Source organism: Streptomyces sp. NBC_01716 (genome assembly GCF_036248275.1).
Classification (GTDB): domain Bacteria; phylum Actinomycetota; class Actinomycetes; order Streptomycetales; family Streptomycetaceae; genus Streptomyces.
Genome location: NZ_CP109181.1, coordinates 744220 through 760541, shown reverse-complemented (window position 1 = coordinate 760541; position 16322 = coordinate 744220). Strand labels below are relative to the sequence as shown.

Sequence of the window (16322 nt, the reverse complement as noted above, 5' to 3'; positions counted from 1 at the left end):
GGGGCTCCGTTCGAAGGATCGGCGGACAGTCTGCCACCACCCGATGGGCGCCGTCGCCAGTCACCCCTGATCGCCGGGGCCGGTGCGGCTGTCTCTCCGGGCACCTGGGGCCGCGGAGGCCGGGCGACATGCGGGCCGCGTGCTCTGCTGGCACAGTCGTCAGGGAGCGGAGGGGAGTACCGGGGCAACCACCGGCACGACCGGAGTGAGGTGAGTGGCCATGGCACCGAGGCATCCCGTCTTCGGGGCGCCGTGCTGGGCGAGCCTGCTGGCCCGCGACCTCGCCGACACGCGGAACTTCTACGGTGCCGTACTCGGCTGGACCTTCCGCCCGACCGAGCTCGGCGACCAGTTCGTGGTGGCCGAGGCCGACGGCGTACCGGTCGCGAGCATCGGCGCGCTGGCCCCCACCCTCCAGGTGGCCGTCGCGTGGACGCCGTACTTCGTGGTGGGCGACGCGGACGCGACGGCGTCGCGTATCCGGGAGCGCAGCGCCACGGTCGCCGTGGGTCCCCTGGCCTTCGAGATGGGTCGGGCGGCGCTCGCCGCCGACCGGGACGGCGCCGTCTTCGGCTTCTGGGAGGGCGAACCGCTGCCCGACGCCACGGTCAAGCTCGGCGAACCGCCCTTCAGGCTGGAACTGCGCACGTACGACGCCATCGCTTCGGCGATCTTCTACGGCGAGGTGCTGCGCTGGGCCGACGACGGACCCGGCGGCATCGACGTCAGCTACGAGAAGGACCATGTCGTGCTCCGTACGGGACACGGTTCCGGGAATGTCGTGGCACGAATGAGCAGTGGGGGCATCGAGGCGGCGATGGATCCGCACATGCGCCCGCGCTGGCATGTGTCCTTCCCGGTGGACGGCGTGAAGGCGGTCAGAACCGCGGCCGAGACCGCCGAGAAGATGGGCGGCACCGTGGTGATGGCTGAGACCACCGCGTACGAGGAGGCGGAGCAGGTGACGCTGCGCGACCCCGACGGCGGGCTCTTCACCTTGACGGGGCGTTGAAGGACCGGCCGTCGGCCCGGGGGTCCGTACGACCGGTTTCACCGGCCGCGAGCGGGTACGCGGCGAGGACCGCGGGACCACCGCGCGAAGACCCGGCGACGAAGGGAATCACGGTGAACGACCGACATCCGGGCGAGTCCGATGGCAAGGGCGCGGCCGTCCCGAGGGACCTGCCCGACCAGACCGCCCGGCCCGGAGAGGATCCGCTGGACGTGCGGGTCGAGGGGCTGGGCTCGTCCGGCGAACCCGATCCCGGCCCTGATCCCGACCGGGAGGGCGATCCCGGCTCGGACGACGAGGAAGACGTCCCGGAGGAGCCTGACCAAGAGCCCGACCAAGAGCCCGACCAAGAGCTCCCGGATCCGGAGCTTCCCGACATCCCCGACGAGCCGTCGGGCTGACCGGCCCGGCGCACGCTTCCGAGCGGAGGTACCCACAGTGAAGAGCTCACAGAAGCCCAAGGCGTCACACGGCGCCGACACAGAGGTGACGGTGGAGATCAGCGGCTGCGAGGCGAAGGACGCGGACGCCGTGTTCGGCGCGCTGCGCACCGTCTTCGCCTCCGACCGCGCGCCCGACGACAGGCCGGAGGAAGTGGCGGGTGCCCGCCCGACGGTGTGGTGCTCGACCTTCGACGTGTCGGAGGTACGGAAGAAGGCCGGCCCGACCCGGCTGACCAAGCCGGTGACCGCGGACATCCAGGGCGGCTACTGGGCGGTCGCGAGGCTCCAGGAGGGGCTGACCGGGGCGTTCGCCGTGGAGGTGCTGGGTACGGCCGCGGGCGACCAGGAACAGGAGGCCCAGCTGCGGCTGGACACGCGCCGTGTCTGACGACCCCGGGGCCGGAGGTAAACGTGGCTTCCGGGTGCAGACGATTTCGGCCGGCCGCCCCCGCTGCCTCCGGCGGGCGGCGAGACCGGCCGCGGACCCGCTCCGACCTGGGTGTCTTCTCGCGAGCCGCCGTCGCACACGACGGCCCACGGACGACCGCGGCAATCGGCGGGGAATCCGAGAAGTTGCGCATTCGGCTCCGTCGGGTCAATCTTTTCAGTGACCCAGAAGTGGCTAACGCTCACGCTTCGTATTCGGGGGTCGTTGCAACAACGAGGTGAAGTACGTGGGCCTCTGTGTGAGGAGCCTCGATCATGACGATTCCACTGAGCCGTTACTACGTAGTGGAATTGCACGCCTCTCCGGAGCGCGTATCGCAAATCCGGCGCATTGTCGCCGCGCACCTTCGACACTGGAATCTCGACCGGCACGTCGACCCGGTCTGCTCGGGCATCGACGAACTGCTGACCAATGTCCACCGCCATGTCGGTGAGGACAACAAGTGCATGGTCGAACTCCGCTGGACCGGCCGGCATCTCACGGCCGCCGTCTCCGACAACGGTCCTGAGCTGCCCCGACTCCCGTCGGCCGGCTGCGGCGGACTTGCCAGGCTCGCCTCGCTCAGCGACAGCTGGGGCACCTGTGGCACGGAGGAGGGCAAAGTCGTCTGGTTCACCAGGAGCGTCGAGGCGCCGCAGAACATCCTGCGCCTGCCGAACGTCCCGGGCGGCGGGACCGACGCGGCGGCGAAGGAGCCGGCTCCGGCCGTGACGCTCGCGCCGGCGTTCGCGCCGTCCCTGGCCTCGGTCTGACGCCGTTCAGCCCGTAACGCGTGGTCCGTGTCGGGCGGGGAACGTCGGGTACGCGCTCTGACACGTGCCCGTGCCCGCCAATGCCAAGAAACCAGGAAGAAGGAGCTGGCCATGGAAATGGAAAGGGACCAGGGTCCGAGGGGCCCCATAGGGACACTCGGCCGATCGCCCAAGCGCGAGGGGCGGTTGCGCACCTGCCTGCCGGCGCGTGTCACGGCGCGTGAACACGAGGCCAGAGACGGCCAAGGACGTCAGGAAACGGTGGATCAGGACTGGAATGTGGTGCGGGGAGAGGACTGAATGACTGCGCGGTCGCACGTCGATCAGACGGGAACGACGGGAACAACGGATACGACGGACGGGAGCCGGACGGGCTCCGGCGCCGAGGCGTGGGAATGGCTGCGGGACGCGGCCTGCGCGGGCGCCGATCCCGAACTGTTCTTCCCGGTGGGGGATTCCGATCCCGCCGCCGAGCAGGTGGAGCGCGCCAAGGCGGTGTGCCACGGCTGCCCGGTGGAGAGCCGCTGTCTCGAATGGGCGCTCAACACGGGCCGTACGTCCGGGGTTTGGGGCGGTACGGACGAGGAGGAACGCCGTCGGCTGCGCCGCAACGAACAACGCGGGGTGCCCGCGCCGCGCGGCAGGCAGTCCTCGGGGCCGGGCGGCAGGCGCCGGCCCCGTACCCACTAGGCCCTGTCCGGTGGCCGCGGCCGAGGAGGCGTGAGCGCGATGAGTGCGGACTCCGGTAGCGCGGGGGAGGGGAGCGTCCGGGCGGGCCGCCGGACCGTGCGGATCCACCGGCCGCGGAAGGTCCTCTTCCCGGCGACTGGCTCCTCCGGCCCTTCCGGGTCCTCCGGCACCGGCCGGGGGAGCGGCTTCACGAAGGCGGACCTCGTCGAGCACTACCGCTCGGTCGCCCGCTACATGCTGCCCGAACTCAAGGGCAGACCACTGATGTTGGAGCGCCACCCGGACGGTCTCGAAGGCCCGCGCTTCATGCAGAAGAACATCCCGGGCAACTATCCCGACTGGGCGCGGCAGGCCGAGATGCCGAAGAAGGGCGGGACCGTCACGCACCCCGTGTGCGACGACGCCGCGACGCTGGTGTTCCTCGCCGACCAGGCGACGATCACCTTCCACCGCTGGCTGTCCCGGGCGGACCGCCCCGACTACCCGGACCGGCTGGACTTCGACCTGGACCCGGCGGAGGACGACTTCGAGCCCGTACGCGCCGCCGCGCTGCTGCTCCGCGAACTGCTGGACGAGCTGAGGCTGCCCGCGATGGCGATGACGACGGGTTCCAAGGGGCTGCATGTGATCGTCCGGCTGGACCGGCGTACGGCGTTCGACGACGTACGGGCCTTCGCCATGGACGCGGCGCGCGTACTGGCGGCCCGTGACCCGGACCGGCTGACGACGGAGCAGCGCACGGACGCCCGCGCGGGCCGGCTCTATCTGGACGTCCAGCGCAACGCGTACGCGCAGACGGCCGTCGCGCCCTTCTCCGTACGCCCGAAGGAAGGCGCTCCGGTCGCGACGCCGATCAGCTGGGACCAGCTGACGGATCCGGCGGTCACGGCGCGGCGCTGGACGGTGACGAACGTGCTGGAGCAGGCGCGCACCCGCCCCTGGTCGGACATTCCGGCCAGGGGCAGGTCACTGGGCCCGGCGCGACGACGGCTGGACGCCCTGCGCTAGCGGCGCCGGTCGCGCGTCTACGCGAACTCACCCGCAAGCGCCGCGGCCATCCGCAGATGCGGTCCGGCGTCGCCGTCCCGCCCCTGCCGCTCCAGCGTGCGGCCCAGCATGAGGCGCGCGTACTGCTCGACGGGGTCCCGCTCCAGCACGGCGAGCAGCTCGGTCTCGGCCTTCCGGAGCCGGGCGGAGTGGTAGTAGGCACGGGCGAGGAGCAGCCGGGTCGAGACCTGCTCCGGAGCCTCGGCGACGAGCCCTTCGAGGATGCCCGCGGCCGTGACGTACTCCTGGGCGTCGAAGAACTGCTGAGCACGCGCCCAGCGCTCCGCGGCGGTCCCGAAGTCGTAGTAGGTGTTCTTCACTTGCCCTCCCTTGGGGCCCGGCTGATCGCTTACACCACCCCACAACACGATGAGGTGGTTGAACATTCCACTACCTATGCGACCGTTATCGCGTGGATGCTGCCCTGGGGTGCCGGACGGGATTAGGTTGGGCGCCATGAGCAATCTTGATCGTCAGGCGACGCTCTCCGTCTGCGGCGGCCGTGGCTTCGTCGTCGCCGAACCGGTGCGCGAACTCCTCAGCCCCCGACACGTCAAGCTCGGCGAGTCCACGGAAGTACGCCGGCTGCTGCCCAACCTCGGGCGCCGCATGGTCGGCGCGTGGGCCTTCGTCGATCACTACGGCCCCGACGACATCGCCGACGAGCCCGGCATGCAGGTGCCGCCCCACCCGCACATGGGACTGCAGACGGTCAGCTGGCTCCACGACGGCGAGGTCCTGCACCGCGACAGCCTGGGCAGCCTCCAGACGGTACGCCCCCGAGAACTGGGCCTCATGACCTCGGGCCACGCGATCAGCCACTCCGAGGAGAGCCCCCGCTCCCACGCCCGGTTCCTGCACGGCGCCCAGCTCTGGGTCGCCCTCCCGGACGCCCACCGCGACGTGGACCCGCACTTCCAGCACCACGCGGACCTCCCCGTGGTCACGGCCCCGGGCCTGACGGCCACGGTCATCCTGGGCACCCTGGACGGCGCCACATCGCCGGGCACGACGTACACCCCCCTGGTCGGCGCCGACCTCACCCTCACCCCGGGCACGGACGCCCGCCTGCCCCTCGACCCCGACTTCGAGTACGCGGTCCTGGCGATGTCGGGCGAGGCGAGGGTCGACGGCGTCCCGGTCCCGGCGGGCTCGATGCTCTACCTCGGCTGCGGCCGCACGGAACTCCCCCTCCGCACCGACTCCGAGGCGGGCCTGATGCTGCTGGGCGGCGAGCCGTTCGAGGAGGAGATCGTGATGTGGTGGAACTTCATCGGCCGCTCGCACGAGGAGATCGAAGAGGCCCGGAAGGCGTGGACGAACGAGTCCCGCTTCGGCGAGGTAAAGGGCTACGCCGGCACCCGCCTTCCGGCTCCGGACCTCCCGCCGGTGGCCCTGAAACCACGCGGCCGAGTGCGCTGACCTGGCCTGAGTCGAACGCCGCCGGCCTGCGGGTTGAGGTATCGAGGGCCGGTTCATCACCGGCGGCCTCTCCCGACTTCGCGACGTCCGTGAAGTCGACAGGCGGCAAGCAGGCGGACGAGGCCGGACCTTGCGACGCCGCCATCCGCCAGACCGGATCCATGCACTCCTCCGAGCCGGTTACAACTTCGGCAAGATCGAAAACCTTCGCATCGCGCCATGCCGCGGGAGGGGACGGCGGCATCCCGCCATGGTGCGAGACCGCCGCCCACCCTCCGGCGCAGCTCTTGCGTGATCTATCGAGATTCGATAGATTTCCATCGTAGCTCGATGGAAGGATAGGTCATGGGGAAGCTGACAGTACGCGCGCTGCGCGCCGTGCTCGTGGTGGTGCTCACCGGCACCGTGTTCGTACAGGCATTGATGGTGTGGGCGTTGGTCAGCGGGAGTGACCCGGAGGACGGGTCGCTCCCGCTGACCCCGCTGCGCGTGATCACGATCCTGGGCATCGGCACGGCCCAGGCCGCCCTCGTCTGCGTATGGCGGCTGGTAACGATGGTGCGACGCGCAACCGTGTTCTCCCACGCCGCCTTCCGGTACGTGGACGTCATCATCGGCGCGATCGTCGCGGCTGCCCTCGTGTGGTTCACGGTCACGGCCCTGAACGCGCCCGGCCAGCGGGACGACCCGGGCGTCACCCTCATCATGGGCGGGATCGGCGTGGCCATCCTGGGAGTCGCGCTCATCGTGCTCGTGCTGCGGATGCTGCTCGCCCAGGCCGTCGCCCGCGACGTCGAAGCGGCGCAGATGCAGGCCGAGTTGAACGAGGTGATCTGATGCCGATCGCCGTCGACATCGACGTGATGCTGGCCAAGCGGAAGATGTCCGTGGGCGAGCTCGCGGACCGCGTAGGGATCACGCCCGCCAACCTGGCGGTACTCAAGAACGGCCGCGCCAAGGCGGTGCGCTTTGCGACGCTCGCCGCGCTCTGCGAGGTGCTCAAGTGCCAGCCGGGCGACCTGCTTCGCTGGGAGGCCGAGGACGCCGCGGGCGAATGAACCGCGCCTGTCGCCGAAGTCCTGGCGGGGCGATGCCCGGGATATGCGGCAAAGGACCGGCCGAATGCCCATGGAGGGACGAAGGGCCGGCTAGGGGATGGCCTCGATGCGCTCCATGTGCTTCTCGCCCCACTCCCCGAGTGGTGCGAGTGCCGTGTTGAGGGAGCTGCCGAATTCGGTCAGTGAGTACTCCACCTTGGGCGGGACCTGGTGGTAGACCTCGCGGTGCACCAGGCCGCCGGCCTCCATCTCCCGGAGCTGAAGGATCAGCATCCTTTCGCTGATGCCGGGCACCGACCGCCTCAACTCCCCGAAACGCAGCGCCCCCTCCTCACCGAGCGAAAACAGGATCAGCCCCTTCCACTTACCGCCCATGACGGCGACGGCGGCGTCGAGTCCGCAGGTATAGCTCCGCTTGGTCATCAGCACTCCTACTGACAAAAGTGTGGGTACCGAACAGAATTGTAGGTACTTGATCAAATGTATGTGGGGCTTCCAGAATGGAATTGCGAGCCGCGCCGGACGCGCTGATCGGCGAGTGCCCGGCTGCTCAACCATCCGACTGCTGACTGGAGTGACACATGACCGGGGATGCCCCCACACCCGTGACCGTCGTCGGGCTGGGATCGATGGGCCGGGCGCTGGCCGGAGCGTTCGCCGGCGCGGGGCACCCGACAACGGTGTGGAACCGCACGCCGGCCAAGGCCGCACCGCTGGTGGCCAAGGGCGCCGTCCATGCCCGGGGGGTGGAGGCCGCGGTCGGGGCGAGCCCGCTGATCATCACATGCCTGACCACCTTCGAAGACACCCGCTCCGCCCTGGAACCGGCCGCGGCGGCGCTGTCCGGGCGTGCCCTCGTCACGTTGAACAGCGGTTCGTCCGCCGGCGCCCGTGCCATGGCTGCCTGGGCGACCGGCCATGGCGCCCGGTTTCTGGCCGGAGCGGTCAAGAACGTGCCGGAGGCCGTGGGAGCGCCGGGCACGCTGTTGTACTACAGCGGAGACAAGACGGTGTTCGACGAGTACGAGACGACGCTGAAGGTGCTGGGCGGCGACACCGTCCATCTCGGAGAAGAGACGGACCTCGCCGCCCTGTACGAGATGGCCGTGGGCGCCATGCTGCTGCCCGCGCTCGTCGGTTTCTTCCAAGGTGCCGCGGCCGTTCAGGCCCGTGGGCTGGAGGCGAGCAGCATGGTGCGGTTCGCCGGGAAGTGGCTGGACATGATCAAGTCTCTGCTGCCGGTCTACGCCGGGGAAATCGACAGCGGTGATTACACCGATGCCGCCTCCTCCGTGAACCTCTTCCTCGCGGGCGCGGCCCATGACTTGGAACTGACCAAGGAGACGAACGTCGACGTGGCCTGGCTCGCTCCACTGCACGACCTGGTGGAGCGGGCGGCTGCGGCGGGTCACGGCGACCACAGCATCTCGGCCCTGACCGAAGTACTCAGGAAGCCGGCACCGAAGGCGTGATGAGACGGCACTCACTGAGCTCAGCGAGTGTGACGGATCACCGTGAATCGCAGGTCGGTGATGTTCGGAGTGCCGACGACCGCAGGTACGCGGTCCGCTCGATCGAGGTCACGATCCCGCCCCGGGCGGCTTCCGCCCCGCGACGCGGCGTTCGCGGCGCTCTCGGCAGGGCCGCGTGTCGCCGTTGGGACATGTCACACCTGTGCCACCGGAATTCAGTGACACCCATCCGCCTTCACAGGAGTCTGTGCGGCAGGTGAACTCCTCACTTCGCACAACGGAAGGCATGGCACCAGATGAGACGGATCCGCCTTGTGGCGGCCATATCGGCGGGACTGACTCTGGCCGCCGGCGCCGTGGCGCCGGTGTCGGCCACTACCAACGGAGTACGGGAGAAGCCGGCGGCGAGCGGCGGGGCCGGGACGGGCAGTGTCTCCGTGCGCCTCATCACCGGCGACCGGGTCACCCTCAGCGGTGGTGGCCAGGACGGCCGGGTCGTCTCGGTCGAGCCGGGAAAGGGCCGTAAGGGCATCATCTTCCGGACTCTTGAGGAGGACGGTCGACTGACCGTCCTGCCCTCCGACGCCGGGGAGTTGGTCTCCGCCGGGCGTCTGGACAAGAAGCTGTTCGACGTGACCGCGCTCGTCGCGCAGCGGTACGACGAGGCCCATACCGCGGAACTCCCGCTGATCGTGGCGGGCGCCGACGGGGTCGCGGACTCCGCGGTGCGACGGCTCACCGCCCTCGCCGACGACGGTTCTCCCGGCCGGCGCCTGGACAGCATCGACGCCCGGTCGGTCCGTGTCACCTCCGACGACCTCGGGGCGTTCTGGAAGCGACTCGCGCCCACCGGGCGGACGATGAACGCCGCCGCGGTCACCGCCACGCCCAGGGTGTGGCTGGACGGGCGCGTGAGCGCGTCCCTGGACCGCAGTACCGCCCAGATCGGGGCCCCCGACGTATGGAAGTCCGGTCTGCGCGGTGAGCACGTCAAGGTGGCCGTCCTGGACACCGGCGCCGATCAGACCCACCCCGACCTGGCGGGCCGGATAGCCTCGGCCGAGGACTTCTCCGGCAGCTCCGGAACGGGCGACGCGTTCGGACACGGTACGCACGTGGCCTCGATCGTCGGCGGCAGCGGCCAGGCGTCGGGCGGCACCCGTCAAGGAGTCGCCCCCGCCGCCGAGTTGATGATCGGGAAGGTTCTCGGCGACGACGGTTTCGGAACCGAGTCGCAGGTCATCGCGGGGATGGAATGGGCCGCGGCGCAGGGGGCCGATGTCGTCAACATGAGCCTGGGCTCGGACGCTCCGAGCGACGGCAGCGACCCGATGAGCGTCGCGCTGAACGAGTTGAGCGAGAGCAGTGACGCGCTGTTCGTCGTGGCCGCGGGCAACAGCGGCCCCGGAACGGGGACGATCGGTTCCCCCGGCGCCGCGGATGCCGCGCTCACGGTCGGCGCGGTGGACCGGGACGATTCGCTGGCCCCGTTCTCCAGCCGTGGTCCCCGGGTGGGGGACGACGGTGTCAAGCCCGACATGACGGCCCCCGGCGTCGGGATCGTGGCGGCCCGCGCCACGGGCACCGCCATGGGCGATCCCGTGGACGAGAACTATGTGGCGGCATCGGGGACATCGATGGCCACGCCCCATGTGGCGGGAGCCGCGGCTCTGCTCGCCCAGCGGTATCCCGAGTGGTCGGCCGCGCGGATCAAGGACGCGCTGATCAGTACCGCGCGCACCGTCGCCGGCCAGCAGGTCACCGAACAGGGTGGTGGCCGTATCGACCTGGCCGCCGCCGCGCTCGGTCCGGTGACCGCCACCGGCACCGTCGCGCTCGGCCCGTTCGAGACCGGTACAGGTGAGACCCGTACCAGAACGCTGCGCTACACCAACTCCTCCGAGAAGGAGGTCACGCTCTCGCTCGGTCTGAAGCTGGCGACCACCGGCGGCCGGGAACCCGCGGCCGGTGCTGTGCGCCTGGGCGCCGACTCCGTACGGGTCGGGCCCGGCTCGACGGCCGAGATACCCCTCACCGTGGACCCCGCCCGCGCGGCGCAGGGCGACTACTACGGGCACGTGACCGCGACGCCGTCGGACGGTTCGGCCACCGTCCACACCACGGTGAGCCTGGTCGTGCAGGGCCCCACCCACAAGCTGACCGTCAGGACGTACGACCACGAGGGCAAGCGCGTCCACGCGCTGCCGACGATCTGGGGCGCCAACGGGTTCGTGGGGTACACCGACACCGAGTCCGCCGTGGCCGAGGTCGAGGAGGGCACGTACCAACTCGACTACTCCACCCTGGACAAGGCGGGTGACGGAGAGGAACTGCGTCATGTCGTCGTGCCCGAGGTGAAGGTCACCAAGGACATGCCCGTCACCCTCGACGCGCGCCGTACGACGCTGGTCGACATCCGCACACCACGCCCCGCCGAGCAGCGGGGCATCATCAGCTACCAGACGTACCGGAAGATCGACGGACACGGCCTGATCCAGGGCACGATGTACTTCGACGTCGCCAAACGCCTGTACGTCAGCCCCACCCCCGCCGTCACGGACGGCACGTTCGAGTTCGCGTCCCGCTGGCAACTCAGCGCGCCTCTGCTGGAAACGACGGTGCCGGGCACCGAACTCGACCTGAACGCCTACTACATGCCCACCTCGCCCCTGTTCGACGAGCGGGGCGAGCGTCTCACCGCCGTCGACGCGGGCGACGCCAAGGCCCCCGAGTTCGGGAAAGCACGCGGCAAACTCGCCGTCGTCACCAACGAGGAGGGCGAGGACGAAGGCGAACTCGCCAAGAAGGCGGCGGCGGCCGGTGCCCGTGGTCTGATGCTCGTCCACTTCAGCGACATCGCCTGGACCCGCTGGCGGCCGGACGGCGAACGCCGGGCCCTGCCCACCGTACGGGTCGGCGCGAAGGTGGGCGCCGAGCTGCTGAAGCGGATCGACAAGCGCTCCACGTCGGTGCGGTTCACCGGCACCGCGCGCAGCCCGTACCTCTACGACGTCATGCAGGTGTCCTCCCAGCGGATTCCGGAACGTGTGGTGCACACGGTGTCGGAGCGCAACAGCGCGGTCGTGCGCACCTCGTACGCCGACAACGGCGGATCACCGTGGGCGGCCGAACAGCGTTTCGCCCGGCGCCCCTACCAGGACGCGGCGTGGCTTCAGTACACCCGCCATGTACCGACCGGCTTCGAACGCACCGAGTACGTCAGTGCGGGCGACACCAGCTGGCAGCATCTGGTGCACCACGAGACCACTTTCGACGTCGACACGCCGCTGAACGTGGGCATGAGGGACACGGCCCGCACCTACCGGCCGGGTGAGCGCACGTCCGAGGTGTGGCAGGGCGCGGTGGTCCGGCCGTCCATCCCGCGCGCCACGAGGAACCCCTCGGTCCGTGAGGGGAACGTGCTCTCGCTGCGGATCCCGGAGTTCACCGACTCGACGGGCGGGCACTGGTCGCGGCTTGCCGCCGACGGCGGCGGGATCGGCACCTCCGGTCAGGCGCGGAACGCTCAGCCGGGCGACACCGCGGCGGCAGTGCTGTACCGCGACGGGAAGAAGACCGCCGAGGCCGAAAGCGCCTGGACGGACTTCACCGTGCCGTCCGGCGCGGCCGACTACCGGCTGGACCTGACGACGTCACGGGTGTCCCCCGAATGGGCTTTCGGGACGGCGACCGAGACGTCGTGGTCGTTCCGCTCCGGAGCAGCGAGTGGAACGGCGGCGCTGCCGCTGCTCCAACTCGACTACGACGTACCCGTCGACGTCCGCAACTCGGTCGGCCCCGGCCGGTCCCATTCCGTGGGGCTGACCGTCCGGGCCCAGGACGGACTGGCCGCGCCGCGGGGTGTGAGCCTCGATGTCGAGGCGAGTTACGACGACGGCGACAGCTGGGAGCGTGCCACGGTGAAGAGCCGGGGATCCGGCGCCTTCTCGGCGAAGATCGAAGCGCCGAAGCGGCAACGGGGCGACGCGTACGTCACGTTGCGTGTCACCGCGAAGGACTCCGCGGGCAACCGTGTCCGGCAGACCGTCGAACGCGCGTATCTCCACCGCGGCTAGCGGGGAGTCGTCGCGCACGGGTGGGCAGGCGGTGGAAGCCGTCTGCCCATCGGTGTGCTGTGCACACGATGCAGTACGGTATTCAACGTTCGAGGGTGCGTGAAGTGAGCGCGTGGGGGCCGAGGTCTCAGGAGGGCGCAGTGGCGCTGGAGGCCGCCGGGGTATCGGCAGTCGAGGAGGACGTCTACCGGCTTCTCATCACGACGGGTCCGCTCAAGGCCGCCGACGTCGCCGAGCGCGTCGGTCTGGAGGTCGTGGAAGCCCGGAGCGTGCTGACCGATCTCGCGGCCAAGGGCATGGCCAGCCACACCGACGGTGTGCCGCGTCAGTACCGCGCGACACCCCCGGACGTGGCGCTCACCCCCCGGCTGAAACGCAACTCGGACGCGTTGGACCGGGCCCGCGTCGAAGTCACCAGTCTCCTGGAGACCTACCGGGACACCGCACGCCGGCAGGACGCGGGCCAGCTCATCGAGGTCATCACCGGCGGCGAGGCCCTGCGCCAGCATCTGCGGCAGATCCAGGCGAGCGCGCGCGACGAGATGCTCTGGTTCTGCAAGGCCCAGTACGTGGCCATGCCGTCGGGCAGCAACGACGCGGAGTTCGACGCGCTGGGCCGGGGCGTGACCTACCGGGTGCTGTACGAGAAGGCCTTCTTCGACGACGAGGGCGCGGTCGACAACGTCGTCGAGGGCGTGCGTGCCGGGGAGATCGCCAGATCCGTCCCTCATCTGCCGCTGCGGCTCGCCGTGGCCGACCGTGCCATCGCCGTCTGCCCGTTGGTGCCCGGGGGGCCGCAGGGCAGCCCCGACGAGCCGACGGCCGCGCTGGTCCGGGACAGCAACCTCCTGGCCGCCCTCATCGCCCTGTTCGAACGCTACTGGGAGGACGCCGTCCCGCTGGACGTCGACGACTCGGGGGCGGTCGCGGGGACGGACGGAGCCGGCGCACCGGACCCGCTCTCCTCCATCGACAGGCGGCTGCTGTCCCTGCTCGTGGCGGGCGTGGCCGACAAGGCGATCGCCAGCCAGATGGGGCTGAGCCGGCGCACCGTGCAGCGCCATATCCAGCACATGATGGAACTCGCCGGAGCGACCACCCGTATGCAGCTCGCCTGGCAGGCGGCCAGGCGGGGCTGGCTGTGACGGGGCCGGCTCGCAGGACAAGGACGGCGGTCCGTCACACGGTGATGACGACCTTCGCGCGCGCGTGCTCCACTTCGAGGTACCCGATGGCCTCGGGTACCTCGCTCAACGGGTAGGTCCGGTCGATGGCCGGGGCGAGCTTCCCGGACCCGGCGAGTTCCCCCAGCGCCGCCAGGTTCTCCTTGCCCGGCGTCGCCGTGAGGACGAGCAACTGGTGGTGGACGAAGCGGGACATCACGTGGCCCTTGAGGATGAGACCCATCGGCCCGAAAAGACTCCCGCCTTCGAATACGCCTCCACCGGAGAGAACGAGCCTCCCCGCGGGTGTCAGCGCGCGCCGGCACTCGGTCAGCGAATGGTTCCCCACCAGGTCGAACACGACGTCGTACCGCTGTCCGTTCCGGGTGAAGTCCTCCAGGGTGTAGTCGATGAGGTGATCCGCGCCCATCGACCGGACCAGTTCCAGGTTTCGCGTACTGCAGACGCCGGTCACTTCCGCGCCGAACGCCTTCGCGATCTGTACGGCGAAGGTGCCCACACCACCTGACGCGCCATTGACCAGTACCCGCTGTCCCGGCTGGATCTGTCCGAGGTCGCGCAGGCCCATCAGGGCCGTGTTCCCCGCCAGCGGCAGCGCGGCGGCCTGCTCGAACGACAGGTCGGCCGGTTTCGGCTCCACCACGTCTTCCGGAGCGGACACGTACTCGGCGAACGCCCCGTCGGCTTCCCCGAACACGTCGTCACCGGGACGGAACCGCTTCACGTCCCTGCCCACCGCTTCCCACGACGGTAGGCGAGCGACCTCGGTGCGGATATCGGGGCGAATCCCTAGGTGACGCCGCGTCGAACCGGGTACAACCATCCGTGCCGTTCGGGGGTCTTCCAAGTGTGAGCAAACCGCTCTCGGAGTCGCAAGGGGGAAATAATGGGAATCAAGCGTAATGCCGCAGCCGCAGGAGCGTTGACCGCGCTCGTCGTCGGCGCCACCGCCACATTCGGCGCCACCGCCCACGCCGCGCCCAACGTCACGCCGCAGGGGGTCTGCGGCAGCGCTTACAAGACCGTGAACTCCGCTCCTATCGGTTCGCAGGGCACGGTCTACCTCACGTACAACTCCGCGAACGGCAAGAACTGCGTCGCGACCATCCGCACCAACCCGGGCACCGCCAAGCTCATGTCGGCGTACATCTACGTGCCCGACACCGACGAGTGGGCCGAGGACTCCGGGAACTTCACGTCGTACGCGGGTCCGAGCCGCGTCTACGGCAAGGGCCACTGCGTCAGCTGGGGTGGCAACATCGCCAACGTGTACGTCTCGGTGGAGAACTCCAACTGCGCGGCCCTGAAGGAGCGCAGGGTCACCACCATCCGCTGACCCCGGCTCAGCTCCACGGCGACGGGTTTCCGCGCCACCTCTGGGTTCGGCCGGTCCGACCGGGTCTCCGGTCGGACCGGCCGAACCGCCACGACCGTCCAACAGCCGCCTCTACTCAGTCGGGTTGAGTGTCAGTACTCATGTTCGGTGCACTCTCGGGGGGCGACCATCGATGAACCGGCGGCGCGGAGAACGCCGGTTCCGATACCGCTGAGACGATGGTGGAGAGCCTCTTATGTCCCGACGTACCGTTCTTCTGTCCGTGACCGCTGCGGTCGCCGTTCTGGGAGGTGCCGGGACGTTCGCCCTCGCGTACGCCGGCGAGCAGCCGCCCACCCTGGAGCACAGCACGGCCCGCTACACAGCTCCCCTCGGCGACCGTGACGGCTCGCTGGTCTTCACGACCGACGCGACGGCGTCCTCCGGTGTCACGGACGTCAAGGTCCTTGCCTGGCCGGCGGATTCGTCGTTCGCCGAGAAGGATTTGACCGTCAAGGAAATGGCCGCCGCCGAGCCGGCCACGTGCGAGCCCTCCGGCGGAGACACCGTGCGCTGCACCTACACCGTTGCCGTAACCGGTGCCGACGCCGCCGAATCCCCGCGCGGACTCTGGCACGTCGCGGTGCTGGCCCGCGCCGGTGACGGTTCCACGACGCTCGACACGAAAGCGACCCGTTTCACCGTCGGTTGACGCCGGCTACGGGCGCCCCGCCCCTTGGGGCCTGACCTACCGCGCCTTGGAGGAGAAGTACCGGAAGAACGTACTGCGGGAGATCTCGGTCACCGCGCAGATGTCCTCCACCGTCGTCTCCTTGTAGCCGCGCTCAAGGATGAGGTCCTGGACAGCTGTAGCTACCTCGGCACGCTGGTGAGAGTGACGGAATCGGCGCCACCGCCGCTCGCCTTGTCCATCAGCGCGGGCACAAAGGTGGTGATCGTCGGAAGCTCGCCGCAGAAGACGCGAGCCGTGGCGGGCGAACTCGGCGTCGACCACTTCACCGCCGAGTTCGCCCGCCACGATGATGTGCGGAAGCTCGCGGCCGAACTGGACGCCGCATACCTGCGGATCGACGTGCTCGCCAACTACGCCGGCGGCGTGTTCGGCGACCCCACCAGGACCGTCGACGGTTTCGAGAAGACCTTCCGGATAAACCACCTCGCCCCGTTCCTGGACAACCTCAACTACGAGGGGGATCTCGATCCGATCCGGGCCGCCGTGTTCTACCCGGGGATCGTCAGGACGAACTTCGGCTCCGACACAACAAGCCCCCTGATGAAGTTCCCGTCGTCGAACCGCTGGCTCGCCGAAGGCACGATCTCGCTCTGGCGCGCGGTCTGTGGGAACGGTCGGAACAGCTGATCGGCTGACGCCTGCCACGGAA

Annotated in this window: 18 protein-coding genes and 1 pseudogene; 15 read left to right on the top strand and 4 right to left on the bottom strand. The window is 69.8% G+C overall.

What is annotated here, in order from left to right:
• Positions 1–220 precede the first annotated feature (220 nt).
• The 6 genes from OIE74_RS03275 to ligD all read left to right on the top strand — a co-directional run bounded on the left by OIE74_RS03275 (position 221) and on the right by ligD (position 4353).
• On the top strand, positions 221–1012 hold the full coding sequence (locus OIE74_RS03275) for a VOC family protein (protein WP_329378195.1): 792 nt from the start codon (positions 221–223) through the stop codon (positions 1010–1012).
• A gap of 113 nt (positions 1013–1125) precedes the next feature.
• Positions 1126–1413, top strand: a complete 288-nt coding sequence (locus tag OIE74_RS03270; protein WP_329378193.1) for a hypothetical protein — start codon at positions 1126–1128, stop codon at positions 1411–1413.
• Positions 1414–1450: 37 nt separating this feature from the next.
• Positions 1451–1843: a hypothetical protein gene (locus OIE74_RS03265; protein WP_329378191.1), complete on the top strand. Its 393-nt coding sequence runs from the start codon at positions 1451–1453 to the stop codon at positions 1841–1843.
• A gap of 314 nt (positions 1844–2157) precedes the next feature.
• Positions 2158–2655 carry an ATP-binding protein gene (locus tag OIE74_RS03260; RefSeq protein ID WP_329378189.1) on the top strand — a complete coding sequence of 166 codons (498 nt, stop codon included), beginning with the start codon at positions 2158–2160 and terminating at the stop codon, positions 2653–2655.
• Between the two features lie 300 nt (positions 2656–2955).
• Entirely contained in the window at positions 2956–3345 is a 390-nt protein-coding gene (locus OIE74_RS03255) for a WhiB family transcriptional regulator (protein ID WP_443076010.1), read from the top strand.
• A 39-nt stretch (positions 3346–3384) separates the two neighbouring features.
• The gene (gene ligD / locus OIE74_RS03250; RefSeq protein WP_329378187.1) at positions 3385–4353 is read left to right on the top strand and encodes a non-homologous end-joining DNA ligase; all 969 of its coding nucleotides are present in this window, start codon (positions 3385–3387) and stop codon (positions 4351–4353) included.
• Positions 4354–4370: 17 nt separating this feature from the next.
• On the opposite strand, the gene OIE74_RS03245 is transcribed toward ligD, so the two are convergent.
• Entirely contained in the window at positions 4371–4712 is a 342-nt protein-coding gene (locus OIE74_RS03245) for a tetratricopeptide repeat protein (RefSeq protein ID WP_329378185.1), read from the bottom strand.
• 136 nt (positions 4713–4848) lie between these two features.
• Between OIE74_RS03245 and OIE74_RS03240 the strand changes: the two genes are divergently transcribed.
• The 3 genes from OIE74_RS03240 to OIE74_RS03230 all read left to right on the top strand — a co-directional run bounded on the left by OIE74_RS03240 (position 4849) and on the right by OIE74_RS03230 (position 6872).
• Positions 4849–5814, top strand: a complete 966-nt coding sequence (locus OIE74_RS03240; RefSeq protein WP_329378183.1) for a pirin family protein — start codon at positions 4849–4851, stop codon at positions 5812–5814.
• Positions 5815–6159: 345 nt separating this feature from the next.
• Positions 6160–6651, top strand: a complete 492-nt coding sequence (locus OIE74_RS03235) for a DUF2975 domain-containing protein (RefSeq protein WP_329378181.1) — start codon at positions 6160–6162, stop codon at positions 6649–6651.
• Positions 6651–6872, top strand: a complete 222-nt coding sequence (locus OIE74_RS03230; RefSeq protein ID WP_329378179.1) for a helix-turn-helix domain-containing protein — start codon at positions 6651–6653, stop codon at positions 6870–6872. The genes OIE74_RS03235 and OIE74_RS03230 overlap by 1 nt, the downstream gene beginning before the upstream one ends.
• 90 nt (positions 6873–6962) lie before the next feature.
• Here OIE74_RS03230 and OIE74_RS03225 read toward each other — a convergent pair whose 3' ends face one another.
• Positions 6963–7295 (bottom strand): winged helix-turn-helix transcriptional regulator, encoded by a 333-nt coding sequence (locus OIE74_RS03225; RefSeq protein ID WP_329378177.1) that lies wholly within the window; start codon positions 7293–7295, stop codon positions 6963–6965.
• A gap of 158 nt (positions 7296–7453) precedes the next feature.
• On the opposite strand from OIE74_RS03225, the gene OIE74_RS03220 reads away from it, so the two are divergent.
• From OIE74_RS03220 to OIE74_RS03210, 3 genes are all read left to right on the top strand, one after another.
• A complete protein-coding gene (locus OIE74_RS03220) occupies positions 7454–8344 on the top strand; it encodes an NAD(P)-dependent oxidoreductase (RefSeq protein WP_329378175.1) in 891 nt (296 codons plus the stop codon).
• Between the two features lie 296 nt (positions 8345–8640).
• Positions 8641–12420: a S8 family peptidase gene (locus OIE74_RS03215; RefSeq protein WP_329378173.1), complete on the top strand. Its 3780-nt coding sequence runs from the start codon at positions 8641–8643 to the stop codon at positions 12418–12420.
• Between the two features lie 140 nt (positions 12421–12560).
• Entirely contained in the window at positions 12561–13565 is a 1005-nt protein-coding gene (locus OIE74_RS03210) for a helix-turn-helix domain-containing protein (protein ID WP_329378172.1), read from the top strand.
• Between the two features lie 34 nt (positions 13566–13599).
• On the opposite strand, the pseudogene OIE74_RS03205 reads toward OIE74_RS03210, so the two are convergent.
• Positions 13600–14346 (bottom strand): annotated as a pseudogene (locus tag OIE74_RS03205) (NAD(P)-dependent alcohol dehydrogenase); the annotation flags it as partial.
• Positions 14347–14490: 144 nt separating this feature from the next.
• Between OIE74_RS03205 and OIE74_RS03200 the strand changes: the two are divergent.
• Together OIE74_RS03200 and OIE74_RS03195 are read left to right on the top strand one after the other, a co-directional pair.
• Positions 14491–14940 carry a spore-associated protein gene (locus tag OIE74_RS03200; protein WP_329378167.1) on the top strand — a complete coding sequence of 150 codons (450 nt, stop codon included), beginning with the start codon at positions 14491–14493 and terminating at the stop codon, positions 14938–14940.
• Between the two features lie 235 nt (positions 14941–15175).
• Positions 15176–15631: a DUF5707 domain-containing protein gene (locus OIE74_RS03195; protein ID WP_329378165.1), complete on the top strand. Its 456-nt coding sequence runs from the start codon at positions 15176–15178 to the stop codon at positions 15629–15631.
• Positions 15632–15667: 36 nt separating this feature from the next.
• Here the strand turns inward: OIE74_RS03195 and OIE74_RS03190 are convergent, their stop codons facing one another.
• Complete coding sequence (locus OIE74_RS03190) at positions 15668–15934, bottom strand: TetR family transcriptional regulator (RefSeq protein WP_329378163.1); 267 nt, start codon at positions 15932–15934, stop codon at positions 15668–15670.
• Here OIE74_RS03190 and OIE74_RS03185 point away from each other — a divergent pair.
• On the top strand, positions 15815–16300 hold the full coding sequence (locus tag OIE74_RS03185) for an SDR family NAD(P)-dependent oxidoreductase (protein ID WP_329378161.1): 486 nt from the start codon (positions 15815–15817) through the stop codon (positions 16298–16300). The genes OIE74_RS03190 and OIE74_RS03185 overlap by 120 nt on opposite strands.
• The last annotated feature ends 22 nt before the right edge of the window (positions 16301–16322 follow it).